The sequence below is a fragment of the Paraburkholderia sp. OAS925 genome, assembly GCF_040543975.1.
GTDB classification, from domain to species: Bacteria; Pseudomonadota; Gammaproteobacteria; order Burkholderiales; family Burkholderiaceae; genus Paraburkholderia; species Paraburkholderia graminis.
This window is the reverse complement of sequence record NZ_JBEUNO010000001.1, coordinates 3,428,888-3,451,859: the sequence shown is the minus strand read 5'-3', so window position 1 is coordinate 3,451,859 and position 22,972 is coordinate 3,428,888. Positions and strand designations below refer to the sequence as shown.

25 protein-coding genes are annotated in these 22,972 nt (G+C 63.2%); 23 read left to right on the top strand and 2 right to left on the bottom strand.

Annotated features, from left to right (window positions below):
- The first annotated feature begins 5 nt into the window (after nucleotides 1-5).
- Nucleotides 6-1,001, top strand: coding sequence for a S49 family peptidase (locus ABIE53_RS15035; protein WP_192698811.1), 996 nt, complete (start codon nucleotides 6-8; stop codon nucleotides 999-1,001).
- A gap of 90 nt (nucleotides 1,002-1,091) precedes the next feature.
- Here the strand turns inward: ABIE53_RS15035 and ABIE53_RS15030 are convergent, their stop codons facing one another.
- A complete protein-coding gene (locus tag ABIE53_RS15030) occupies nucleotides 1,092-1,811 on the bottom strand; it encodes an SAM-dependent methyltransferase (RefSeq protein ID WP_006051929.1) in 720 nt (239 codons plus the stop codon).
- Nucleotides 1,808-2,425, bottom strand: a complete 618-nt coding sequence (locus ABIE53_RS15025) for a Maf-like protein (protein WP_192698812.1) — start codon at nucleotides 2,423-2,425, stop codon at nucleotides 1,808-1,810. The genes ABIE53_RS15030 and ABIE53_RS15025 overlap by 4 nt, the downstream gene beginning before the upstream one ends.
- 306 nt (nucleotides 2,426-2,731) lie before the next feature.
- On the opposite strand from ABIE53_RS15025, the gene ABIE53_RS15020 reads away from it, so the two are divergent.
- The 22 genes from ABIE53_RS15020 (at nucleotide 2,732) to nagZ (ending at nucleotide 22,909) form a co-directional block, all read left to right on the top strand.
- Nucleotides 2,732-3,376, top strand: a complete 645-nt coding sequence (locus ABIE53_RS15020) for a YceD family protein (RefSeq protein WP_029967796.1) — start codon at nucleotides 2,732-2,734, stop codon at nucleotides 3,374-3,376.
- Nucleotides 3,377-3,478: 102 nt separating this feature from the next.
- Nucleotides 3,479-3,658 (top strand): 50S ribosomal protein L32, encoded by a 180-nt coding sequence (gene rpmF / locus ABIE53_RS15015; protein WP_006051932.1) that lies wholly within the window; start codon nucleotides 3,479-3,481, stop codon nucleotides 3,656-3,658.
- Between the two features lie 123 nt (nucleotides 3,659-3,781).
- A complete protein-coding gene (gene plsX / locus ABIE53_RS15010) occupies nucleotides 3,782-4,888 on the top strand; it encodes a phosphate acyltransferase PlsX (protein ID WP_006051933.1) in 1,107 nt (368 codons plus the stop codon).
- Nucleotides 4,888-5,877, top strand: a complete 990-nt coding sequence (locus tag ABIE53_RS15005; RefSeq protein ID WP_006051934.1) for a beta-ketoacyl-ACP synthase III — start codon at nucleotides 4,888-4,890, stop codon at nucleotides 5,875-5,877. Before plsX ends, ABIE53_RS15005 begins: the two co-directional genes overlap by 1 nt.
- Nucleotides 5,878-5,980: 103 nt before the next feature.
- Nucleotides 5,981-6,916: an ACP S-malonyltransferase gene (gene fabD / locus ABIE53_RS15000; RefSeq protein WP_192698813.1), complete on the top strand. Its 936-nt coding sequence runs from the start codon at nucleotides 5,981-5,983 to the stop codon at nucleotides 6,914-6,916.
- A gap of 73 nt (nucleotides 6,917-6,989) precedes the next feature.
- On the top strand, nucleotides 6,990-7,739 hold the full coding sequence (fabG, locus tag ABIE53_RS14995) for a 3-oxoacyl-ACP reductase FabG (protein ID WP_006051936.1): 750 nt from the start codon (nucleotides 6,990-6,992) through the stop codon (nucleotides 7,737-7,739).
- 150 nt (nucleotides 7,740-7,889) lie between these two features.
- Nucleotides 7,890-8,129 carry an acyl carrier protein gene (acpP, locus tag ABIE53_RS14990; protein WP_004197638.1) on the top strand — a complete coding sequence of 80 codons (240 nt, stop codon included), beginning with the start codon at nucleotides 7,890-7,892 and terminating at the stop codon, nucleotides 8,127-8,129.
- Between the two features lie 243 nt (nucleotides 8,130-8,372).
- Nucleotides 8,373-9,611 (top strand): beta-ketoacyl-ACP synthase II, encoded by a 1,239-nt coding sequence (fabF, locus tag ABIE53_RS14985; RefSeq protein WP_029967791.1) that lies wholly within the window; start codon nucleotides 8,373-8,375, stop codon nucleotides 9,609-9,611.
- Nucleotides 9,612-9,681: 70 nt separating this feature from the next.
- Nucleotides 9,682-10,113 (top strand): protein YgfX, encoded by a 432-nt coding sequence (locus ABIE53_RS14980; protein ID WP_310072955.1) that lies wholly within the window; start codon nucleotides 9,682-9,684, stop codon nucleotides 10,111-10,113.
- A 115-nt stretch (nucleotides 10,114-10,228) separates the two neighbouring features.
- Complete coding sequence (rpoE, locus tag ABIE53_RS14975; protein WP_006051939.1) at nucleotides 10,229-10,828, top strand: RNA polymerase sigma factor RpoE; 600 nt, start codon at nucleotides 10,229-10,231, stop codon at nucleotides 10,826-10,828.
- 83 nt (nucleotides 10,829-10,911) lie between these two features.
- A complete protein-coding gene (locus ABIE53_RS14970) occupies nucleotides 10,912-11,544 on the top strand; it encodes a sigma-E factor negative regulatory protein (RefSeq protein ID WP_006051940.1) in 633 nt (210 codons plus the stop codon).
- A gap of 4 nt (nucleotides 11,545-11,548) precedes the next feature.
- Nucleotides 11,549-12,592, top strand: coding sequence for a MucB/RseB C-terminal domain-containing protein (locus tag ABIE53_RS14965; protein WP_006051941.1), 1,044 nt, complete (start codon nucleotides 11,549-11,551; stop codon nucleotides 12,590-12,592).
- Between the two features lie 35 nt (nucleotides 12,593-12,627).
- The gene (locus ABIE53_RS14960; RefSeq protein WP_107706443.1) at nucleotides 12,628-14,154 is read left to right on the top strand and encodes a DegQ family serine endoprotease; all 1,527 of its coding nucleotides are present in this window, start codon (nucleotides 12,628-12,630) and stop codon (nucleotides 14,152-14,154) included.
- On the top strand, nucleotides 14,151-14,426 hold the full coding sequence (locus ABIE53_RS14955; protein ID WP_029967786.1) for a glutaredoxin family protein: 276 nt from the start codon (nucleotides 14,151-14,153) through the stop codon (nucleotides 14,424-14,426). Before ABIE53_RS14960 ends, ABIE53_RS14955 begins: the two co-directional genes overlap by 4 nt.
- A gap of 213 nt (nucleotides 14,427-14,639) precedes the next feature.
- Nucleotides 14,640-16,433: a translation elongation factor 4 gene (lepA, locus tag ABIE53_RS14950; protein ID WP_006051944.1), complete on the top strand. Its 1,794-nt coding sequence runs from the start codon at nucleotides 14,640-14,642 to the stop codon at nucleotides 16,431-16,433.
- A gap of 18 nt (nucleotides 16,434-16,451) precedes the next feature.
- Entirely contained in the window at nucleotides 16,452-17,345 is an 894-nt protein-coding gene (gene lepB / locus ABIE53_RS14945; RefSeq protein ID WP_029967785.1) for a signal peptidase I, read from the top strand.
- A gap of 139 nt (nucleotides 17,346-17,484) precedes the next feature.
- Nucleotides 17,485-18,750 (top strand): ribonuclease III, encoded by a 1,266-nt coding sequence (rnc, locus tag ABIE53_RS14940; RefSeq protein ID WP_192698814.1) that lies wholly within the window; start codon nucleotides 17,485-17,487, stop codon nucleotides 18,748-18,750.
- 51 nt (nucleotides 18,751-18,801) lie between these two features.
- A complete protein-coding gene (gene era, locus ABIE53_RS14935) occupies nucleotides 18,802-19,701 on the top strand; it encodes a GTPase Era (RefSeq protein ID WP_029967782.1) in 900 nt (299 codons plus the stop codon).
- Nucleotides 19,688-20,611 (top strand): DNA repair protein RecO, encoded by a 924-nt coding sequence (recO, locus tag ABIE53_RS14930; protein WP_053858552.1) that lies wholly within the window; start codon nucleotides 19,688-19,690, stop codon nucleotides 20,609-20,611. Before era ends, recO begins: the two co-directional genes overlap by 14 nt.
- Entirely contained in the window at nucleotides 20,608-21,372 is a 765-nt protein-coding gene (pdxJ, locus tag ABIE53_RS14925; RefSeq protein ID WP_006051949.1) for a pyridoxine 5'-phosphate synthase, read from the top strand. The genes recO and pdxJ overlap by 4 nt, the downstream gene beginning before the upstream one ends.
- Nucleotides 21,373-21,397: 25 nt before the next feature.
- Nucleotides 21,398-21,814, top strand: a complete 417-nt coding sequence (gene acpS, locus ABIE53_RS14920; protein WP_053858551.1) for a holo-ACP synthase — start codon at nucleotides 21,398-21,400, stop codon at nucleotides 21,812-21,814.
- A 66-nt stretch (nucleotides 21,815-21,880) separates the two neighbouring features.
- Nucleotides 21,881-22,909, top strand: a complete 1,029-nt coding sequence (nagZ, locus tag ABIE53_RS14915; protein WP_192698815.1) for a beta-N-acetylhexosaminidase — start codon at nucleotides 21,881-21,883, stop codon at nucleotides 22,907-22,909.
- Nucleotides 22,910-22,972: the final 63 nt, after the last annotated feature.

The following is a 22,972-nucleotide window of genomic DNA, read 5'->3' as shown; positions in this document are numbered from 1 at the left end:
CCTGAATGTCCGACAACTTGACGCCTGAATCCAAAGAGCCGTCCACGAACGGCCGCGCTAGCGCCGAACCCGGCTGGGAGCGCGCGGCGCTCGAGCGCATCGCGCTTGCCGCGGTCAATGAACAACGGGCCGCGCGCCGCTGGAAAATCTTTTTCCGTCTGCTTTTCCTGGCCCTGGTGGCTTTCGTCGTCTGGACCGTGTTCGATTTTTCCGGCGACAAGCTGGCGGCTTCCGGCCGTCACACGGCGTTGATAGCGCTCGAAGGCGAAATATCGGCGAATACGCGTGCGAACGCCGAAGATATCAGCGCCGCGCTGGAAAGCGCGTTCGAAGACTCCGGCACGGCGGGCGTCATTCTCCGCTGCGACAGCCCCGGCGGCAGCCCGGTCCAGGCGGGCATTATCTACGACCAGATGCGGCGTTTGCGCGCGAAACATCCGTCAATTCCGCTTTATGTGGTGGTCGGCGACATGTGCGCGTCGGGCGGATACTACGCCGCGGCGGCGGGGGACAAGATTTATGTCGACAAGGCGAGCATCGTCGGCTCGATCGGCGTGCTGATGGACAGCTTCGGTTTCACCGGGCTGATGGACAAGCTCGGCATTCAGCGCAGGCTGCACACCTCGGGCGAGAACAAGGGTTTTTACGATCCGTTCTCGCCCGAAACGCCGAAGATGGACCAGCACGCGCAGGAAATGCTCGACCAGATCCACGCACAGTTCATCGAAGCAGTGCGTCAGGGCCGCGGCAAGCGTCTGCATGAGACGCCGGATATGTTCTCCGGCCTCTTCTGGACGGGTCAGAAGAGCGTCGAACTCGGTCTCGCCGATGGTTTTGGCGACGCGAACTACGTGGCGCGCGAAATCATCAAGGCGCCGGATATCGTCGATTACACGGTCAAGGAAAGCATTACCGACCGCGTCGCGCGTAAATTCGGCGCGGCCGTGGGCAATGGCGCGGTACACGCGTTGGCGCTTGGCGGGAAGCTAGGTTTGCGCTGAGGCGAGGCGGCCGGAAAGGCTTGTGGGGCTCGTGCCGCGCGCCGGGATTAGCCGCGCGGTCCCCGTCTTCACACTTCAGCCGCCTTCATCTCACGCCGCCAATATCAGAAAAATGGCGGGGCGCTTGTGCAAGTCGAGCGCCGGTTTCTTCTTCCAGTCCGCCACCGTGTGGCTGCGGATGGTTTCGGTGTCCAGCGTCAGGTCGACTGCGACGCAAACCAGCGTCGACGGCGCGCAGGTGGCGAGCAATGTGTCGAGCAGCGCCCGGTTGCGGTACGGCGTCTCGATAAAAATCTGCGTCTGCTTGCCCTTGCGCGATTGCATTTCAAGATCGCGCAGACGTTTTGCCCGCTCTGCCGCATCGACCGGCAAATAGCCGTGGAATGCGAAGCTTTGTCCATTGAGCCCCGAAGCCATTAGCGCCAGCAAAATGGAGCTAGGCCCGACGAGCGGCACCACCTTCACACCGCGCTCGTGCGCCCGACGCACCAGCAGTGCGCCTGGGTCCGCCACCGCCGGGCAGCCGGCTTCCGAGACGAGGCCCGCGTCGGTGCCGGCGAGTAGCGGCGCGAGCAGTTTGTCGATTTCGCCGGCCGGCGTGTTGACGTTCAGTTCGCGGATCTCGATGTCCTGAATCGGCCGCTCGGTGCCCACTTTCTTCAGGAACGCGCGCGTCGTCTTCGCGTTTTCGCCGATGTAATACTGCAACGCCGCGGCCCGGGCGCGCACGGGAGCGGGCAGGACAGCGCCGAGCGCGTCCGCGTCGCCTTCGCCTAGCGTGTTCGGGATCAGATAGAGCGTGCCGCTCATTGCGCCCCCAATAGCGGATAGCCCGCCGTCAACAGCATGCCCGACAGCGCGATCAGCGGCAGGCCGATGAGTGCGGTCGGATCGTCGGAGTGGATTGCTTCGAGCAGCGCAATGCCGAGCCCCTCGGACTTCGCGCTGCCGGCGACGTCGTACGGCGTTTCGGCGCGCAGATAGGCTTCGAGCGCCGCATCCGGCAGGTCGCGAAATTGCACGCGAGTGACGACGTCGACGGTCTGCGCGGCCCCCGAGCGGCTGTCGAACAGGCACAGCGCGCTATGGAACAGGACTTCGCGGCCGCGCATCGCCTGCAGTTGGGCGAGCGCCTTGTCGTGCGTGCCGGGCTTGCCGATTTGCAGGCCGTCGTAGGTGGCGACCTGGTCGGAGCCGATCACCAGCACCGCCTGATCCGGCGAAAATGTCCGGGCCACGGCGCGTGCTTTCGCCTCGGCGAGCCGCAAAGCGGTGGCCTCGGGCGTTTCACCGGCATGCGGCGTTTCGTCGATCGCGGGCACGGCCACGTCGAATGGAACGCGCAGGCGTTCGAGCAACTCGCGGCGATACGGCGAACTCGACGCCAGAATCAGGCGTGACGGGCTTTGGGGGGAATCTGGCATGGTCGATCAACGGCTTGAAGGGCGGGGCATACAGGGTTGCGCGAAGGCCACGCCGGTACGGGCTTAAGTGTTTGACTCGAAAAGACAAAACGGATATGATTTTGGGCTTTTCATCGGTATGCTTGCGTCAGGCGGGCTCGGTGCGTGCTGAAGCAGGTCGAGAGCAAATCAAGAGCTGCCGGGCACATTGCCGAAGTTACGCGGGCATTCTCGCAACTGATTTACCCCGCGATTTGGCGGCGCGAAACAAACAAACGTCGACCAACAGCAAAAAGCGGCGAAACCTTTGCCGACGCAGGAGCGCACATGACTCAACATCCTGGCAAACCTGCAGGTCTGTCCGACCCGCATGAACTCGATCTGTTCGAATTTGCGCGGAGCGGCCGGCAGGCCGCGGGTGTCGTGCGCGTCTCGCAACTGCCGCGCATGTTAAACGAAGTCCCGGCAGAAGCGCCAGACCGCGATACCGGGTTCACCTGGCAAGCCGAAGGGTCGACGCAGCCGGAATTGCAGGACGACGGCACCGAGGGTCCCCAGCCGTATTTGAGGCTGGCGATTCACGGCGCGGCATGGCTCGAATGTCAGCGGTGCATGACACCGTACTCGCAGGCCTTCAATGTCGACGCGACCTACCGGATCGTCAGCACTGAGGCGGAAGCCGAAGAGTTTCCGCTCGACGAAGATGAAGTCGAAGTGATCGTGGGCTCGCGCCAGTTCGATCTCATCGACCTGATCGAGGAAGAGTTGCTGCTTTCCTTGCCGCTTGTGCCCAAGCACGAGGTTTGTCCCGAGGTGCACGAGAGTCTCGTCTCTGGTGCGGCCGGTGCCGAGGGCGAGGGCGACGAAGCCGCGCTGGACGAAGCTGGCGAGGGCGAAGAGCCCGAGCGGCCGAATCCGTTCGCGGCGCTCGAAAGTCTCAAGCGCGGTGAGCCGGGCGACAAGAAGCACTGAACAGTTGCATGGGAGCGCGAAGCGGGGCGCATAGGCCATTCGGCCAGTGGCGGACACCGTGTCGGGCTGTGTTAGAATTCGGAAAATTTTTAGGAGTTAGTCATGGCAGTTCAACAAAACAAGAAGTCGCCGTCGAAGCGCGGCATGCACCGTTCGCACGATTTCCTGACGGCAGCGCCGCTGGCCGTGGAACCGAGCACGGGCGAAGTGCATCTGCGTCACCACGTTAGCCCGAACGGCTACTATCGCGGCAAGAAAGTCGTCAAGACGAAGAACGACTAATCGTTTCACTGCGTTGCGCCCACTGGCGTTTCGCGTGGCGATCAGCTCGCTTGACATTTTCCGGCTCGGCAAAAAGGCGGCATTCAATTGCCGCTTTTTTATGTCTGAAATTCGCCGCACTCCATGACAGTAAAGCTCACGATAGATTGCATGGGAGGCGACCACGGCCCGTCCGTGACCGTTCCCGCTGCCGTCAACTTCGTTCGCTCGCATCCCGACGCGCAGTTGCTGCTCGTCGGCATTGAAAGTGCGATTCGTGCGCAGCTGAAGAAGTTGAAGGCTCAGGACCTGTCGGCGTTGACGGTCGTTTCCGCTTCCGAGATCGTCGCGATGGACGATCCGGTCGAAGTCGCGCTGCGCAAGAAAAAAGATTCGTCCATGCGCGTGGCGCTGAATCGCGTCAAGGAAGGCGAGGCGCAAGCCTGCGTCTCCGCCGGCAACACCGGCGCGCTGATGGCGGTGTCGCGCTATGTGCTGAAAACGCTGTCGGGCATCGAGCGCCCGGCGATTGCGTCCGCCTTGCCGAACCCCAACGGCTACACGATGATGCTCGACCTGGGCGCCAACGTCGACTGCGAACCGCAGCATCTGCTGCAATTCGCGGAGATGGGGCACGCGCTCGTGTCCGCGCTCGAAGGCCGCGAGCGGCCCACCATCGGCCTCCTCAATATCGGCGAAGAAGTCATCAAGGGCAACGACACCATCAAGCGTGCCGGTGAACTGCTGCGCGCGAGTACACTGAACTTCCACGGCAACGTGGAAGGCAACGACATCTTCAAAGGCACGGTCGACGTGATCGTGTGCGACGGGTTCGTCGGCAACGTGGCGCTCAAGACGTCCGAAGGCCTCGCGCAGATGCTGTCGAATATCATCAAGGAAGAGTTCGGCCGTTCCTGGCTCACGCGAGTCATGGCGGTGCTCGCATTGCCCGTGTTGATGCGTTTCAAGAAGCGCGTCGATCATCGGCAATACAATGGTGCCGCGCTGCTCGGCCTGCGCGGACTGGTGATCAAAAGCCACGGTTCGGCAGACGCCTACGCGTTTGAGTGGGCTATCAAACGCGGGTATGATGCCGTCAAAAACGGCGTGCTGGAGCGCCTTGCGCAAGCGATGGAAGAGAACGCGGGTTCTCTTGAACAGGCGGCGCGCGACGCAAGCGGTGCGGGCCACGCAAGCCCCATCGCAGGCCAGCCGGCCGAGCCCTACGCTGCGCAATCCTCGAAGGCATAATGGCTCAATCGACAATTTATTCCCGCGTCCTCGGCACCGGCAGCTATCTGCCGCCCGCGCGCGTCACCAATCAGGACCTCGCCGAGCGTCTCGCGAAGCAGGGCGTCGAGACGAGCGACGAATGGATTGTGGCCCGCACGGGCATCCATGCGCGCCACTTCGCCGATCCGGACGTCACCACGAGCGACCTCGCGCAGTTCGCGTCGCAGCGCGCGATCGAAGCGGCGGACATCGACCCGCAAGCCATCGACCTGATCATCGTCGCGACTTCCACGCCTGACTTCGTGTTTCCGAGCACGGCGTGCCTGTTGCAGAACAAGCTCGGCATCAAGAATCACGGCGCGGCTTTCGACGTGCAGGCCGTCTGCTCGGGCTTCGCCTACGCAGTGGCAATGGCGGACAGCCTGATTCGCGGCGGCCAGCATCGCACGGCGCTCGTCGTCGGCGCGGAGACGTTCTCGCGCATTCTCGATTTCAACGACCGCACGACCTGCGTGCTGTTCGGCGACGGCGCCGGCGCGGTGATCCTGCAGGCATCGGCTGAGCCGGGTGTGTTGGCCAGCGCTTTGCACGCGGACGGCAGCCATTCGGGCATTCTCTGCACGCCGGGCAACGTAAACGGCGGCGTGGTGGCGGGCAGCGCGTTCCTGCACATGGACGGGCAAGCGGTCTTCAAGCTCGCCGTCAACGTGCTGGAAAAGGTCGCGGTCGAGGCGCTCGAGAAAGCGAACCTGTCGGCCGATCAGATCGACTGGCTGATTCCGCATCAGGCCAATATCCGCATCATGCAAAGCACTTGCCGCAAGCTCGGCTTGCCGCAGGAACGCATGGTCGTCACGGTGGGCGAGCACGGCAATACGTCGGCGGCGTCCATTCCGCTCGCGCTCGACGTCGCGGTGCGCGACGGCCGCATCAAGCGCGGCCAGAACGTGCTGATCGAAGGCGTCGGCGGCGGCTTCACGTGGGGCGCGTCGGTCATCCGCTACTGATAACGGGCCGATTTCCGGCGGCGCCTTTCAGGGCGCCTTGCGCCGCGTCCGCGCGCTTTGAAGCCGCGCGCCTACATCTGACTAAATCGTTTTTGGGGACGATATGAAATTTGCGTTCGTTTTTCCCGGACAGGGTTCGCAATCGGTCGGCATGCTCAACGCGTTTGCCGATCACGCCATCGTGCGCGAGACGGTTCAGGAAGCCTCCGACGCGCTCAATCAGGACCTCGGCAAGCTGATCGCCGAAGGTCCCGCCGAAGATCTGAATCTCACCACCAACACGCAGCCGGTCATGCTCACCGCGGCCTACGCGATCTATCGCGCGTGGCAGCAGGCGGGCGGCCCGGCGCCGGCTATCGTCGCGGGTCATAGCCTCGGCGAATACACGGCGCTCGTCGCGGCCGGTGCGATCGCGTTTCGCGATGCCGTGCCGCTCGTGCGCTTTCGCGCGCAGGCCATGCAAACGGCAGTGCCTGTCGGCGAAGGCGGCATGGCCGCGATTCTCGGTCTCGACGACGACACGGTGCGCGCGGTGTGCGCGGAAGCGTCGGTTGCAGGCGTCGTCGAAGCGGTCAATTTCAATGCGCCGGCGCAAGTCGTGATCGCGGGGCACAAGGCTGCTGTCGAGAAAGCGTGCGAAGTGGCGAAAGCGAAGGGCGCGAAGCGCGCGTTGCCGCTGCCGGTGTCTGCGCCGTTCCACTCGTCGTTGCTCAAGCCCGCTTCGGATCAACTGCGCGAGTACCTGGCGAGCGTCGACGTGAAGGTGCCGTCGATCCCCGTCATCAACAATATCGACGTCGCGATCGTCAACGAGCCGGCGCAGATCAAAGACGCGCTGGTGCGTCAGGCGGCCGGTGCGGTGCGCTGGGTCGAGAGCGTGCAGGCAATGGCCGCGCAAGGCATCACGCACGTCGTCGAATGCGGGCCGGGCAAGGTCCTTGCGGGCCTGACCAAACGCATCGACGGCAATCTGGTCGGCGCTTCGGTGTTCGATCCGGCCTCGCTCGAGGACACGCTCAAGCTCGTGACAGCAGGCTAAGCGCGACGCCGCACAGACGCGGCAACTCGTATCGGCAATCAATCAGCCCTGCGAAGGGCATTCGGATCGACAGATGGAAAAGAATCTCGACAAGCACATCGCAATCGTAACGGGCGCCTCGCGCGGCATCGGCCGCGCCATCGCCATGGAACTCGCGCGCCAGGGCGCCACCGTGATCGGCACGGCGACCAGCGAAAGCGGCGCCGCGGCGATCAGCGAAGCGTTCAATGCAGCCGGCGTGAGCGGTCGCGGCGCGGTGCTCGACGTGAACGACGCAGCGGCTGCGGAAGCGCTGATCGACGGCACGGTGAAGGAATTCGGCACGCTCAGCGTGCTCGTGAACAACGCCGGCATCACGCAGGATCAACTCGCCATGCGCATGAAAGACGACGACTGGGATGCGGTGATCGACACCAATCTCAAGTCGGTGTTCCGTCTGTCGCGCGCGGTGCTGCGTCCGATGATGAAGGCGAAGGGTGGCCGCATCATCAACATCACGTCGGTGGTCGGTTCGGCGGGCAACCCTGGGCAGATCAATTACGCCGCGGCGAAAGCGGGCGTGGCGGGTATGACGCGCGCGCTCGCACGCGAGATCGGCAGCCGCGGCATCACGGTGAATTGCGTGGCGCCTGGCTTCATCGATACCGACATGACGCGCACGTTGCCCGAAGAGCAGCAAACCGCGCTGAAAACGCAGATTCCGCTGGGCCGTCTCGGCAGCCCGGAAGACATCGCGCACGCTGTCGCATTCCTCGCGTCGCCGCAAGCCGGTTACATCACCGGCACGACGATGCATGTGAACGGCGGAATGTACATGTCGTAACCAAATTCGGTTACTATCCGCGCCTTGATGCGTTTGCGAATGCGTAAGGCGCATGCCTTGACAGCAACCTGATGCGCCGCTTTTTTGCCGGGTCAAACCTGATAAAATGCGCGCACCTGTATTTTTGAACTTCTTTCCCTTGGAGGGGTAATGGACAATATCGAACAGCGCGTCAAGAAGATCGTCGCAGAACAACTGGGCGTGGCCGAAGCTGAAATCAAGAACGAAGCTTCGTTCGTGAACGACCTCGGCGCCGACTCGCTGGACACGGTTGAACTCGTGATGGCCCTCGAAGACGAATTCGGCATGGAAATTCCGGATGAAGAAGCCGAGAAGATCACCACCGTTCAGCAAGCGATCGACTACGCTCGCGCAAACGTCAAGGCCTAAGGTCATTCGCGCCTGCGTTTCTGCGTTCGCGGCGCATGACGCCCTGCCGCGTCGGTTGCCGACGCTATTGGGGCTGGCGTGTTTTGCCACGCCGCTTGTCGCAAGAGTTGCCATGCAGGAGCCAGCGATGTTGACAGCGCAAGTTTCCGCGCGATTGCCGACTTAACAGCCACAGGGTACACAGGGCAGGTTCCTGTGGCCGCTGTGGCTTTTGCTTTTGTCATCTATGAAAAAGGGGTTACCGTGAGCCGCCGTCGTGTTGTTGTTACAGGCCTGGGGCTGATTTCGCCTGTTGGCAATAATGTTGCCGACGGCTGGGCCAATCTGGTCGCCGGCAAGTCGGGTATTGCCAATATCACGAAGTTCGACGCTACGAACTTCTCGACTCGTTTCGCCGGCGAGGTGAAGGGCTTCAATATCGAGGACTACATCCCCGGTAAGGAAGCGCGCCACATGGACACGTTCATCCATTACGGCGTGGCTGCCGGCATCCAGGCGATGCAGGACAGCGGCCTTGAAGTCACCGACGAGAATTCGGAGCGTATCGGCGTCGTGGTCGGCTCGGGCATCGGCGGTCTGCCGATGATCGAAGTCACGCAGACCGAGCTGCTCAATCGCGGCCCGCGCCGCATTTCGCCGTTCTTCGTGCCGGCGTCGATCATCAACATGATCTCGGGTCATCTGTCGATCAAGTTCGGCATCAAGGGTCCGAATCTGGCGATCGTCACCGCGTGTACGACGGGTCTGCACTGTATCGGCGAGGCTTCGCGCCTGATCGAATACGGCGACGCCGACGTGATGATCGCGGGCGGCGCTGAATCGACCGTGTCGCCGCTCGGTATCGGCGGCTTCGCGGCGGCGCGCGCGCTGTCGCAGCGCAATGACGATCCGGCAACGGCGAGCCGTCCGTGGGACAAGGACCGCGACGGTTTCGTGCTCGGTGAAGGCGCCGGCGTGATGGTGCTGGAAGAGTATGAACACGCGAAGGCGCGCGGCGCGAAGATCTACGCGGAAGTCGGCGGCTATGGGATGAGCGGCGACGCGTATCACATGACCGCACCGCTCGAAGACGGCGACGGCGCACGCCGCTGCATGCTCGCGGCCATGAAGAACGCGGCCATCAACGCGGATCAGGTGAATTACCTGAACGCGCATGGCACGTCCACGCCGCTCGGCGATCTGGCTGAAACCACCGGCATCAAGCGCGCATTCGGCGACCACGCCAGGAACATCGTCGTGAATTCGACGAAGTCGATGACGGGTCACCTGCTCGGCGGCGCCGGCGGTCTCGAGTCCGTGTTCACTGTGCTCGCCGTGCATCATCAGGTGTCGCCGCCCACGATCAACATCTTCAACCAGGACCCCGAGTGCGACCTGGACTACTGCGCCAATACCGCGCGGGAGATGAAGATCGACGTCGCGCTGAAGAACTCGTTCGGGTTCGGCGGCACGAACGGCACGCTCGTGTTCAAACGCGCCTGACGCTCGTAGCCGGGTGACGCACCAGTCGACGGCGCCGGCCTCGCCGGCGCTTTGCCCTGAAACAACGGCTATGTCCGAAAGAGCGCCGCAGCGAATTGCGCTGCGGCGCTCTTTCGCGATGCGCGTTGCGTCGGCTGCTTTTGTAGCGACGGCGTCGGCGGCGGTTTATCGCTGCGTGTCGCCGTGGCTCGGCGCGTGGCAGGCGGTTCCGTTGACGCTTGCCGTGTTCGCGCTCCTCGCGCTTTGCGCGCTGAGGCACGACCGGGCGCAACCTGTGGCTCTGCAGATCGGCCGCGAGAATCTCATTGCGTGGGGGCGGGCCGGTATCCTGCTCGCACAAGGCCGCATAGCGGGCTGCGCGCACTGGGGCGACCGTTTGCTGGTGCTCATCCTGAAGCCGGACGAGGGTGGCCGGCAAACGCTGCTGGTTCCCGCCGACACCGTCCCGCCAGCGGTCTTTCGCGAGTTGGCGGTGCGCGCCCGGCGCCGCGCCGGCGCGTGACTGTTACGACTGTAACCGCTGTTACCGCGCGGCATGACCTCCGTAACGTGCCTCGCCGAGGGGGACGCTACAATGGTGCCCCCGTCATGCGCCCTCAAGTTAACGGATTTATCAGGTGAGCGAAAAAGAAATTGATCAGGTGCTGGTCGAGCGCGTCCAGAAGGGCGACAAGGCCGCGTTCGAGCTTCTGGTCTCCAAATACCACCGCAAGATTCTCCGGCTGATTTCGCGCCTCGTGCGCGATCCCGCCGAAGTCGAAGACGTTGCACAAGACGCTTTCATCAAGGCGTACCGGGCGTTGCCGCAATTTCGCGGGGAATCCGCGTTTTATACGTGGTTGTACCGGATTGCGGTCAACACCGCGAAGAACTACCTTGCGACCCAAGGCCGGCGCGCACCCACATCGACCGAAGCAGATGCTGAAGAAGCTGAAACTTTCTCGGACGCCGACCAACTAAGGGATATCAACACGCCTGAGTCGATGTTGATGAGCAAGCAGATCGCTGAGACGGTCAATGCTGCGATGGCGGTTTTACCGGAAGAGCTGCGTACCGCCATTACTCTTCGTGAAATTGAAGGTTTGAGCTACGAGGAAATCGCTGAGATGATGGGCTGCCCAATCGGCACCGTCAGATCGCGAATTTTCCGCGCTCGCGAAGCCATTGCGGCAAAATTGCGTCCGTTGCTTGACACACCCGAAGGCAAGCGCTGGTAAGTCACTAGCGCGCCGAACGGGGCTCGGGTGCAATATCTGGATTAGTGGTGTCACTACGGGGTTTTCGTAAGATGGGGAGCATCATGGGGTCGGTCTCGATGCAATCGCAAGCCAGTTCGCGCGGCGAGCGTCTGTCAGCTTTTGTCGACGGCGAGCTGTTCGGTGAAGAGCATCTGAATGTGGACAAGTTTGTGTCCGAGCTGGACGGCGAAGATCGCGCCGCATGGTCCAGCTATCACCTGATCGGCGACGCATTGCGTTCCGACGATCTGGCGGTCGGTTCCGCGGCTAGCAACGCGTTCCTGAGCGGATTCGCTGCGCGCTTCGAAAGCGAGCCGCATCTGCTCGCGCCATCCGCTCAGCCGGTTACGCGCCGTCTGCTGGCGCTGCGTCGCCGCGTGGTGCCGGCTTTCGCAGTCGCTGCCGCGGCCGCCACGCTGACGTGGATCGTCGTGCCGCAACTGCAGGGCGTGCCGGGCGGCCCCGGCGCGACGCAGGTCGCCTCGGTGTCCTCGCATGGCGATGCGCTGCAAAAGGTCGCGATGGCGTCCGTGCCCTCGGCGAATGTGATGCCGGTCGCGCAAGACGCCAACATCATTCGCGACGCGAGTCTCGACCAGTATCTGGAAGCACATCAGCAATTCGCGCAGCAACCGGTCATGCCGGGTTCCATGCCGCTGATCCGCGCCGCCGCCGTTTCCACGCAAGGCCAATAGTTTGATGCAGACTCCGCGGTTCAATAAAACGACTATCTGGGGGCGGCTGCCGGCATTTCTCTTCTGCGCAGCCGTATTGTTGTCCGCGACACCGCGGGTCTTTGCACAAACCGACGATCCGCTCGTCGCCCGTCGCACGGCCGCCGATCTTCTCGATCGCATTCACCAGGCCGCGCAGCAGCAGAACTACGAGGGCGCGTTCGTTTATCAGCGCGGCAACTTCGTTCAAACGTCGCGCATCGCGCATTACGCGACCCGTGCCGACGGCGAATTCGAGCAGTTGGAAAGCCTCGACGGCAAGCCGCGCAAGATGCTGCGCCATAACGACGAGCTCTACACGTTCGTGCCGGAACGCCACTTGTGCGTCGTTGAAAAACGCCAGAACAAAGACTCGTTCCCCGCGTTGCTGGCTGTGAGCGGCGAACAGGTTCTGTCCGTGTATGAACCGAAACTGCTCGGCGACGATCGCGTTGCCGGCGTCGAAAGTCAGGTGATCGAACTCGATCCGAAAGACGCGTACCGCTTCGCTTACAAACTGTGGGCCGACAAGAAGACCGGCTTGCTGCTGCGCGCGCAGACGCTCGACCCGAACGGCCAGGTGCTCGAACAACTGTCGTTCTCCCAGATTCGCATCGGCGTGCCCGTCGACAAGACTGGCATTGTCAACGGCATTCGCAATACCGCCGGCTGGACCGTGGTGCGCCCGCCCATTGAACCGGTGGATATGGCCGCGCAAGGCTGGCAGTTCGGGGCCTCGGTGCCGGGTTTTCGCAAGATCCGCGAATTGCGTCGTCCGATGGCGGCGCGCGAGGCGGGCCAGCCGACCATTCCGGTCGATCAGGCTGTGTTCTCGGATGGTCTAGCCGCGGTCTCGGTCTTCATCGAGCCGGTTGAGAACAACACGCGCAAGGAAGGCGCGGGCAGCAGCGGCGCGACGCACGTGCTGGTGAAGCGGCGCGGCGATTTCTGGATTACCCTGCTCGGCGAAGTGCCCCAGGCCACGTTGCAGCAATTTGCCTCTGCCATAGAATACAAGGCTCCGAAGTAATTCTCCGACTCCTGAATCCCTCGGCTTCCTACGATATGACGACTTTCTCGGTGCGCAAATTCCTCGCGGCCGCGGTGGTGGCGGCATGTTTGCCGTTCGCACCGCACACGGCGTCGGCCGCTTCCGCCGCCAATCTGCCCGACTTCACCGACCTTGTCGACAAGGTCGGTCCGGCGGTCGTCAACATTCGCACGACCACGCGCGCGACGAGCAGCGGCCCGCGCGGCGCGTTGCCGCCGGGTATGGACGACGGCGACATGTCGGAGTTCTTCCGGCGCTTTTTCGGCATTCCGATGCCGCAGTCGCCGCAATCTCCAGGCGCGCCGCGCGGCGGCGATAACGGTGGCAGCGGCGGCAGTGGCGGAAGTGGCGGCGGTCAGGACACGCCCGACAGCAACGACCCCGAACAGAACAGCGGCGTCGGCTCGGGCTTTATCCTGTCGGCTGACGGCTACGTGATGACTAACGCGCACGTCATCGACGACGCGGACACCATCTACGTCACGCTGACCGACAAGCGCGAGTTCAAGGCGAAGCTCATCGGCGTGGACGATCGCACCGACGTCGCAGTCGTGAAGATCAGCGCCGCGAATCTGCCGACCATCACCATCGGCGATTCGAACAAGGTTCGCGTGGGCGAGTGGGTCGTCGCGATCGGTTCGCCGTTCGGCCTCGAGAACACGGTGACGGCCGGCATCGTCAGCGCGAAGGGGCGCGACACCGGCGACTATCTTCCCTTCATCCAGACCGACGTGGCCGTCAATCCGGGTAACTCGGGCGGACCGCTCATCAACATGCAGGGCGAGGTGATCGGCATCAACTCGCAGATCTACAGCCGCACCGGCGGTTTCATGGGCATTTCGTTCGCAATTCCAATCGACGAAGCGATGCGCGTCGCCGATCAGCTGAAGGCGTCGGGCAAGGTCGTGCGCGGCCGGATCGCCGTGGCAATCGGCGAAGTGACCAAAGACGTCGCCGATTCGCTCGGCTTGCCGAAGGCGCAGGGCGCGCTCGTCAGCAGTGTCGAGCCGGGCGGCCCAGCGGACAAGGCCGGTGTACAGCCGGGCGACATCATCCTGAAGTTCAACGGCCATTCGGTCGATACGGCGACTGACCTGCCGCGCATGGTCGGCGACACGAAGCCGGGCACGAAGGCCACCATCACCGTGTGGCGCAAGGGCCAGACGCGCGACCTGCCGGTGACCATCGCCGAAATGCAGCCGGACAAGACCGCCAAGGCCGACCAGAAGAAGCCGCAGCCGCCGAAGCAGCGCGCCACGAACGCCTTGGGCGTGGCCGTCAGCGACATTCCGGCCGATCAGTTGCGCGCGCTCAAACTGCGCAACGGCGTGCAGATCGACGCAGTGGACGGTCCCGCTGCGCGAGTCGGCTTGCAGAAGGGCGACATCATTTTGCGCGTCGGCGATACCGACATCACGAGCGCGAAGCAGTTCGACGAACTGAGCTCGCACCTGGATTCGCAAAAGATGGTCGCGCTGCTGGTTCGCCGCGGCGAGAACACGCAGTTCGTGCCGATTCGTCCGCGCGGCGTTCAGAAATGACGGAGAGGGCGCCGCTCACGCTCTACGGGCGCGCGTGGTGCCATCTGTGCGACGACATGCGCGCCGCGCTCGAGCCCTTGCTGGCCGAGTTCGGCGCGCAGGTCGAAGTTGTCGACGTCGACAGCGACCCGTTGCTCGAAGCCCGCTACAACGAACTTGTGCCGGTTTTGCTGTGCGACGGCGTCGAACTGTGTCACTACCATCTCGACGAATCGCGGGTGCGCGCTGCGCTCATGGCGCGCGCTAAGGCCGCATCGGCGGCCACACGTTGAGAGCGGCCGCGCTCTCGTCATCAGGCGCTGGCACGCGCTTTCAGCTCTGGCGGAGGTCGAATCGCGCGTGCTGCGCCGTTCGTCTCGCCGTCCCACCCTCGCAAGATCCGCCGGGCACCTGCCTTTTCGGCTAAAATAGACAGGTTTTTCACCTACTTACAAGGCGTGCTCCGCTATTGTCCGAGCGCGCCTTTTTTGCTTGATCGGCACTGAATGGATCATATTCGTAACTTCTCGATCATTGCGCACATCGACCACGGCAAGTCGACGCTTGCCGATCGCATCATCCAGATTTGCGGCGGCTTGTCCGACCGCGAGATGGAAGCCCAGGTGCTCGACTCGATGGACCTCGAGCGCGAGCGCGGCATCACCATCAAGGCGCAAACCGCGGCGCTGGCGTATCGCGCGCGCGACGGCAAGGTCTACAACCTCAACATGATCGACACGCCGGGCCACGTCGACTTCTCGTACGAAGTCAGCCGCTCGCTGTCCGCGTGCGAAGGCGCGCTGCTGGTTGTCGACGCGAGCCAGGGCGTCGAGGCGCAAACGGTCGCGAACTGCTACACGGCAATCGAACTCGGCGTCGACGTCATTCCGGTGCTCAACAAGATCGATTTGCCGGCCGCCAACCCCGAGAACGCGATCGCCGAAATCGAAGACGTAATCGGCATCGACGCAACGGACGCCACGCATTGCAGCGCGAAGACCGGCCAGGGCGTCGAAGACGTGCTCGAAGCGCTGATCGCGAAAGTGCCGCCGCCGAAGGGCGATCCCGAAGCGCCGCTGCAGGCGTTGATCATCGACTCGTGGTTCGACAACTACGTCGGCGTCGTCATGCTGGTGCGTATCGTCAACGGCACGCTGCGTCCGAAAGACAGAATTCGCATGATGGCCACCGGCGCCCAATATCCGGTCGAGCATGTCGGCGTGTTCACGCCGAAGTCGAAGAATCTGGAATCGCTGTCGGCGGGGCAAGTGGGCTTCATCATCGCCGGCATCAAGGAATTGGCCGCGGCGAAAGTGGGCGATACGGTCACGCTGCTGAATCGTCCGGCTGCCGAGCCGCTGCCGGGCTTCAAGGAAGTGAAGCCGCAGGTGTTCGCCGGTCTCTATCCGGTCGAAGCAAACCAGTACGACGCGCTGCGCGACTCGCTCGAAAAGCTGAAGCTCAACGACGCGTCGCTGCAATACGAGCCGGAAGTTTCGCAAGCGCTTGGCTTCGGTTTCCGCTGCGGCTTCCTGGGGCTGCTGCATATGGAGATCGTGCAGGAACGTCTCGAGCGCGAGTTCGATATGGACCTGATCACCACGGCGCCCACGGTGGTCTACGAAGTCGTGCAACGCGACGGCACGACCATCATGGTCGAGAATCCGGCCAAGATGCCGGAGCCGTCGAAGATCGAGGAAGTGCGCGAGCCGATCGTCACGGTGAATCTGTACATGCCGCAAGACTACGTCGGCCCGGTGATCACGTTGTGCACGCAAAAGCGCGGCACGCAGATCAACATGCAATATCACGGCCGCCAGGTGCAGCTGACCTACGAAATTCCGATGGGCGAAGTCGTGCTCGACTTCTTCGACCGCCTGAAGTCCATTTCGCGCGGCTATGCGTCGATGGATTACGAGTTCAAGGAATACCGCGCGTCGGATGTCGTGAAGGTCGACATGCTGATCAACGGCGACAAGGTGGACGCGCTGTCGGTCATCGTGCACCGTTCGCAAAGCCAGTATCGCGGCCGCGAAGTCGCGGCGAAAATGCGCGAGCTGATTCCGCGGCAAATGTACGACGTCGCGGTTCAGGCCACCATCGGCTCGAACATCATCGCGCGTGAAAACATTAAAGCGTTGCGTAAGAACGTGCTGGCAAAATGCTACGGCGGCGACATTTCTCGTAAAAAGAAGCTGCTGGAAAAGCAGAAGGCAGGCAAGAAGCGAATGAAGCAAGTGGGGTCCGTCGAGATTCCGCAAGAGGCTTTCCTCGCCATCCTGCGTGTCGAAGACAAATAAGACGAACAACGGAACCCTATGAATTTTGCGCTGATTCTTTTTGTGCTCGTCGTTTTGACGGGCGTCGCATGGGTCGCAGACAAACTGGTGTTTATGCCGCAACGGCGGCGCGCGGCAGATGCCGTGGTCGCCGAGTTCGACCGTCAGCAGGAACGCGTGGGCGAGCGTTTCGCCGACGAAAACGCCGCGCAAACGCGCGCGCGTCTGCGTGACGACAAGCTGCGCCAGCCCTGGTGGCTCGAGTATTCGGCGAGCTTTTTCCCCGTCATTCTGGTGGTTTTCGTGGTGCGCTCGTTCGTTGTCGAGCCGTTCAAGATTCCGTCTGGTTCGATGGTGCCGACGCTGCTGGTGGGCGATTTCATCCTCGTCAACAAATTCGATTACGGCCTGCGTCTGCCGATCGTCAACACGAAAATCACCGAAGGCCGTCCGCTTCAGCGCGGCGACGTGGTCGTGTTCCGCTACCCGAAAGACGAGTCGGTCGACTACATCAAGCGCGTGATCGGCTTGCCCGGCGACACCGTTGCCTATCAGGACAAGCAGCTGACCATCAACGGCAAGCCGGTGCCCGAAACGCCGCTGCCCGATTATCTCGACGAAGAGCGTCTCGGCTATGCGAAGCAGTTCGAAGAAAATCTCGACGGCCGCAAGAACGCGATTCTGAACAATCCCGCGGTGCCGCCGTTTATCGTCGGTGCCGAAGATTATCCGTATCGCGATAACTGCAGCTACAACGCGCGCGGCGTGATCTGCAAGGTGCCGCCGGGCAATTACTTCATGATGGGCGATAACCGCGATAACAGTGCGGACAGCCGCTATTGGGGCTTCGCGCCGGACAAGAATATCGTCGGCCGCGCGTTTTTTATCTGGATGAACTTCAGCAATCTCAAGCGCATCGGTTCGTTCCAGTGAGCGATCACGCGCGATCCCTGTAAGTGGCAACGTGTTATCACGCCACTTTAAGAAAGTCCGGTAACGTCGCTTCACCACGCTTTTTCCGCTGGCCGTACCGCGTTTTCGCCCGGTACGGCGCCCGCGTTATACTCTGCCCATGCCCTCATCTCCGTTGGAAAGCCGTCTGCGCTATGAATTTCGCAATGCGGAATTGTTGCGCCAGGCTTTAACGCACCGCAGTCACAGTTCCACGCATAACGAACGGCTCGAATTTCTTGGCGACTCCGTTCTGAATTGCGCGGTGGCTGCGCTTTTGTTCCAACGTTTCGGCAAGCTGGACGAAGGCGATTTGTCGCGCGTCCGTGCAAATCTGGTCAAGCAGCAATCGCTGTACGAAATCGCCCAGGCCCTGAATATTTCCGAAGGTCTTCGCCTCGGCGAGGGCGAACTGCGCAGCGGCGGTTTCCGTCGGCCGTCGATTCTCGCCGACACGCTCGAAGCCGTGCTGGGCGCGGTGTTCCTCGACGGCGGCTTTGACGCCGCGCAGACGGTCATCAAGCGTCTTTATGTGCCGATTCTCGATCATATCGACCCGCGCACGCTCGGCAAGGACGCCAAGACGCTCCTTCAGGAATATCTGCAGGGACACAAGATCGCGTTGCCGACGTACACCGTCGTCGCCACGCATGGTGCGGCGCACAATCAGCAGTTCGAAGTCGAATGCACCGTGCCGAAGCTGGACGTGAAGGTGTCCGGCTCGGGCGCGAGCCGCCGCGCGGCAGAGCAAGCCGCGGCGAAGAAGGCGCTCGACGAAGTCATGGCCGCGGCGCCGGCTGTCGTCTCCAAGTCGAAGCGGTCGAAGGGCGCGCGCGCGGCGAAAAAGGCCGAGGCGGAGATCGTGCCGGGCGTGACGGGCGTGCAGGCGGCGCTGGATCTGCGCAGTCCCGACCGCAAGAACGAACGCGCGGCGGCGCGCGGCGAAACGCGGACGGCGCCGGCCGCTGAACCGATACCGGAACGCACGGCGATCGCGGTGGCGGCCGTCGCTGCGCCGCTCGCGGTGATTCGCGCCGCGCATGTCGAGTACAGCGCGCCGGAGAAGCTGGAGCGCGCAGACAAGGTGGAAAGAGGCGAAAAGGCGGATAAAGCCGACAAGCTAGACAAGCCCGCCGCCGAACCGAAGATGGCCGAAGCGAAGCCCGCCGAAGCCAGGCCCACCGACCCAAAACCCGCCGAACCCGCCGCCCGCACAACCGACAAGCCGCACCGCACTCGCGACGCCGCGGCTAGTGCGGCGGCCAGTGCAGCGACCAATGCGGCGGCCAGCTCCGCATCGCCCGCAACGAACGCGGCGGCGCCCACCGAACACGAACCCGGCGTAGCCGACGCGGTACAAACGCGCGTCGCCGACGCGGGCCATTGATTGCCTCGGCGCGCGACTTCCGCGCGTCCCCGAACCTGCCGTAGCCCGAATATGAACGCTCCCACTCCCACTGGTTTTCGCTGCGGCATGGTCGCGATCGTCGGCCGTCCGAACGTCGGCAAATCCACGCTGATGAACGCGCTGGTCGGCCAGAAAGTCAGCATCACGTCGCGCAAGGCGCAGACTACGCGCCATCGCATCACCGGCATTCACACGCTCGAAGACGTCCAGTACATTTTCGTCGACACGCCCGGCTTTCAGACCAAGCACAGCGGCGCGCTGAACCGTTCGCTGAACCGCGCGGTGACGTCCACGCTGACTTCCGTCGATGCGATCCTGTTCGTGATCGAAGCCGGTCGCTTCGGCCCGGACGACCAGAAAGTGCTCGACCTGATTCCGCCGTCGGTGCCCACGCTGCTGATCGCGAACAAGCTCGATCGCGTGTCGGATAAAGATTCGCTGTTCCCGTTCATGCAGCAGATGAGCGCGCTGCGTCCGTTCAACGAGATCGTGCCGCTGTCGGCCAAGAATCCCGACGACATCAAGCGTCTGATGGCGACCATCAAACCGTATCTGCCGGAAGGCGCGCCGATCTACGGCGAAGACGATCTCACCGATCGCAGCGAACGCTTTCTGGCGGCCGAAATCCTGCGTGAAAAAGTGTTTCGCTGGACCGGCGACGAACTGCCGTACACGAGCACCGTGCTGATCGACAAGTTCGAAACCGAAGGGCGCCTGCGCCGAATCTTCGCGACGATTCTCGTCGAACGCGATACGCACAAGGCAATGATCATCGGCCAGAAAGGCGCGAAGCTGAAGCAGATCAGCACCGAGGCGCGCCTTGACATGGAAAGGCTGTTCGACGGCCCGATATATCTCGAAACCTTCATCAAGGTGAAGAGCGGCTGGGCCGACAACGAAGCAGGACTTCGTGCGTATGGGTACGAATGACGCGTGGGTCACGCTGAATTCCGGCACCGACCCGGACGACTCCGAGTCGGCCGAGCCGTCGCGCGGCCGCGCGAAGTCCACGCGCGCTAGCCGCCAAACTTCCACCAGAAAGACCTCCAGCGCCGATGCCGGCGCTGCCGGCGACGAGCCGCGCAAGACGCCGGCTCGCAAGTCGTCGCGCTCGGGCTCCGCTTCCGAATACCGGATCGCCGAGCAGCCCGCATTCGTTCTGCACAGCTATCCGTATCGCGAGACGAGTCTGATCATCGACGTGTTGTCGCGCGATCATGGCCGCCTCGCGCTCGTCGCGAAGGGCGCGAAGCGTCCGCACTCGGCGTTGCGCGGCGTGTTGCAGACGTTCCAGCCGCTCGCGCTGTCGTGGTCGGGCAAGTCGGAAGTGCGCACGCTGACCGGCGCCGAATGGGTCGGCGGCATGTTGCCTTTGACGGGCGACGCGCTCCTGTGCGGCTTCTACGTGAACGAGCTGCTCGTGAAGTTCTGCGCGCGCGAAGATCCGCATCCGCAACTGTTCCATCACTACGTCGTCACGATGACACGCCTCGCGCATGACGAGCCGCCCGTGCAGGTGCTGCGCTCGTTCGAGCGCGTGCTTTTGCGCGAGACCGGTTACGCGATGTCGCTCGATCGGACGGTCACGCGCAAAGCGGTCGATGCCGGCAAACGCTACGTGTTCGACCCCGAGCGCGGCGTGCGCGAAGCGTCCGACGACTTGCCCGCGCAATGGCCCGTGGTCGCGGGCCAAACCTTGCTCGATATGGAACAGGACGATTACCATCGAGCGCAGACCGTGGCGCAAAGCAAAACGCTGATGCGCTTTCTGCTCAATACTTACCTTGGCGGCACGCCGCTCGCGACGCGCCAGATCCTGATCGACTTGCAGAACTTATGAGCTTCTTTCTAACGTCGCCGAATGTGATCGATCTCGGCGTGAATATCGATCACGTCGCCACGCTGCGCAACGCGCGCGGCACGTCGTACCCCGACCCGATCCGCGCCGCGTTGATGGCGGAGGAGGCCGGCGCCGACGCCATCACGTTGCACCTGCGCGAGGACCGCCGCCATATCGTCGACGCCGACGTGCGCGCGCTGCGTCCGCTGCTGAAGACGCGGATGAATCTCGAATGCGCGGTCACGCAGGAAATGCTCGACATCGCTTGCGACGTGCAGCCGCACGACGTCTGCCTCGTGCCGGAAAAGCGCCAGGAGCTGACGACCGAAGGCGGGCTCGACGTGGCCGGCCAGTTCGAGGCCGTGCGCGCTGCATGCAGGCAGCTTGCGGACGCGAACTCGCGCGTGTCGCTTTTCATCGATCCTGACGAGACGCAGATTCGCGCGGCGCACGAAGCGGGCGCGCCGGTGATCGAGCTGCATACCGGCCGCTACGCCGAAGCGCACGATCCCGCGGAACAGCAGCGCGAATACGAGCGCGTGGTCCGCGCGGTCGAGTTCGGCGCGACGCTCGGCATCAAGGTCAATGCGGGCCACGGCCTGCACTACACGAACGTCCAGCAGATCGCGGCGATCGACGGCATCGTCGAACTGAACATCGGTCATGCGATCGTCGCGCACGCGATCTTCGCGGGCTGGGACAACGCGGTGCGCGAGATGAAGGCGATCATGGTCGCCGCGCGTCTCGGCGCACGCGCCTGATGCCGTCGCCGGGACGGTCGCGCCTATGACGATCTACGGTATCGGCACGGACATCGTGCAAGTGAGCCGCGTCGCCGCGGTGATGACGCGCACCAACGGCCGCTTTGCCGAGAAGGTGCTCGGCCCCGACGAACTGCGCGTCTATCACGCACGCAATGCGCGGTCCGCGGCGCGCGGGCTCGCGTTTCTGGCCACGCGCTTTTCGGCGAAGGAAGCCTTCTCGAAGGCGATCGGCCTCGGCATGCACTGGCCGATGACATGGCGCGCGCTGCAAACGCTCAACAAGCCGAGCGGCGAGCCGATGGTGGTCGCATCGGGCGAACTCGCCGAATGGCTCGAGGCGCGCGGCATCACCGCGCGCGTCACGATCAGCGACGAGCGCGATTACGCGGTGTCGTTTGTGATCGCGGAAAGCGCTGAGCCGTCATCCCGCGTTGAATAGACACCACTCCGAATGCGGCCGAAACGGCCGCGTCTGTCCTTGCACGCAATCTTCCAACGGAATTCGATGAAAACCATTCCCGGACCGGTGATGCTCGACGTCGTCGGCAAAACGCTGAACGACGACGACAAGCGCCGCCTTGCTCACCCGATGACCGGCGGCGTGATCCTGTTCGCGCGCCACTACGAGAGCCGCGCGCAACTCATCGCGCTGACCGATTCGATCCGCGCGATTCGCGACGATCTGCTGATCGCGGTCGATCACGAAGGAGGCCGCGTGCAACGCTTTCGCACCGACGGTTTCACCGTGCTTCCGGCGATGGGCAAGCTCGGCGCGCTGTGGGACAGCGACGTTCTGCATGCCACCAAGGTCACGACGGCGGTCGGCTATATCCTCGCTTCCGAGCTGCGCGCGTGCGGCATCGACATGAGCTTCACGCCGGTGCTCGATCTGAACTACGGGCAGTCGCAGGTGATCGGCGATCGCGCGTTTCATAGCGACCCGCGCGTGGTGACGCTGCTTGCGAAAAGCCTCAACCACGGTCTCGCGCTGGCCGGCATGAGCAACTGCGGCAAGCATTTTCCGGGGCACGGTTTTGCACATGCCGATTCGCACGTCGCGATGCCCGTCGACGATCGTTCGCTCGACGAAATTCTGCGCGACGACGTCGCGCCGTACGATTGGCTCGGTTTGTCGCTGGGCTCGGTGATTCCCGCACACGTCGTCTATCCGCAAGTCGACTCGAAGCCGGCGGGTTTTTCGCGCGTGTGGCTGCAGGAGATTCTGCGCGGCAAGCTGCGCTTCGAAGGCGCGATTTTCAGCGACGACCTGTCGATGGAAGCCGCGCGGCAGGGCGGCACGCTCACCGAAGGCGCGACCGCGGCGCTGCAGGCCGGCTGCGACATGGTGCTGATCTGCAATCAGCCGGAACAGGCCGAAAAGGTGCTGGACGAGTTGCGCTTCACGCCGTCGAAGGAATCGCAGCAGCGGCTTAAGCGCATGCGCCCGCGCGGCAGGGCGCTCAAGTGGAGCAAGCTGGTCGCGCAGCCGCAGTATCTGCAAGCGCAGACGTTGCTGCGCAGCGCGTTCGCCTGAGCGGCGAGCGGAGGCAACAAGAAAACGGCGCCTTGTTCACAAGGCGCCGTTTTTCATTGCATG

Coding starts and splice junctions, on each gene's coding strand:
- ABIE53_RS15025 (WP_192698812.1), bottom strand. CDS start 2,425: ATGCCAGATTCCCCCCAAAGCCCGTCACGCCTGATTCTGGCGTCGAGT.
- rpmF (WP_006051932.1), top strand. CDS start 3,479: ATGGCAGTTCAACAAAACAAGAAGTCGCCGTCGAAGCGCGGCATGCAC.
- nagZ (WP_192698815.1), top strand. CDS start 21,881: ATGAAAACCATTCCCGGACCGGTGATGCTCGACGTCGTCGGCAAAACG.
- lepA (WP_006051944.1), top strand. CDS start 14,640: ATGGATCATATTCGTAACTTCTCGATCATTGCGCACATCGACCACGGC.
- era (WP_029967782.1), top strand. CDS start 18,802: ATGAACGCTCCCACTCCCACTGGTTTTCGCTGCGGCATGGTCGCGATC.
- ABIE53_RS14970 (WP_006051940.1), top strand. CDS start 10,912: ATGGGGTCGGTCTCGATGCAATCGCAAGCCAGTTCGCGCGGCGAGCGT.
- plsX (WP_006051933.1), top strand. CDS start 3,782: ATGACAGTAAAGCTCACGATAGATTGCATGGGAGGCGACCACGGCCCG.
- ABIE53_RS15005 (WP_006051934.1), top strand. CDS start 4,888: ATGGCTCAATCGACAATTTATTCCCGCGTCCTCGGCACCGGCAGCTAT.
- fabG (WP_006051936.1), top strand. CDS start 6,990: ATGGAAAAGAATCTCGACAAGCACATCGCAATCGTAACGGGCGCCTCG.
- fabD (WP_192698813.1), top strand. CDS start 5,981: ATGAAATTTGCGTTCGTTTTTCCCGGACAGGGTTCGCAATCGGTCGGC.
- pdxJ (WP_006051949.1), top strand. CDS start 20,608: ATGAGCTTCTTTCTAACGTCGCCGAATGTGATCGATCTCGGCGTGAAT.
- acpS (WP_053858551.1), top strand. CDS start 21,398: ATGACGATCTACGGTATCGGCACGGACATCGTGCAAGTGAGCCGCGTC.
- ABIE53_RS15020 (WP_029967796.1), top strand. CDS start 2,732: ATGACTCAACATCCTGGCAAACCTGCAGGTCTGTCCGACCCGCATGAA.
- rnc (WP_192698814.1), top strand. CDS start 17,485: ATGCCCTCATCTCCGTTGGAAAGCCGTCTGCGCTATGAATTTCGCAAT.
- lepB (WP_029967785.1), top strand. CDS start 16,452: ATGAATTTTGCGCTGATTCTTTTTGTGCTCGTCGTTTTGACGGGCGTC.
- ABIE53_RS15035 (WP_192698811.1), top strand. CDS start 6: ATGTCCGACAACTTGACGCCTGAATCCAAAGAGCCGTCCACGAACGGC.
- ABIE53_RS15030 (WP_006051929.1), bottom strand. CDS start 1,811: ATGAGCGGCACGCTCTATCTGATCCCGAACACGCTAGGCGAAGGCGAC.
- ABIE53_RS14960 (WP_107706443.1), top strand. CDS start 12,628: ATGACGACTTTCTCGGTGCGCAAATTCCTCGCGGCCGCGGTGGTGGCG.
- recO (WP_053858552.1), top strand. CDS start 19,688: ATGGGTACGAATGACGCGTGGGTCACGCTGAATTCCGGCACCGACCCG.
- ABIE53_RS14980 (WP_310072955.1), top strand. CDS start 9,682: ATGTCCGAAAGAGCGCCGCAGCGAATTGCGCTGCGGCGCTCTTTCGCG.
- acpP (WP_004197638.1), top strand. CDS start 7,890: ATGGACAATATCGAACAGCGCGTCAAGAAGATCGTCGCAGAACAACTG.
- ABIE53_RS14955 (WP_029967786.1), top strand. CDS start 14,151: ATGACGGAGAGGGCGCCGCTCACGCTCTACGGGCGCGCGTGGTGCCAT.
- ABIE53_RS14965 (WP_006051941.1), top strand. CDS start 11,549: ATGCAGACTCCGCGGTTCAATAAAACGACTATCTGGGGGCGGCTGCCG.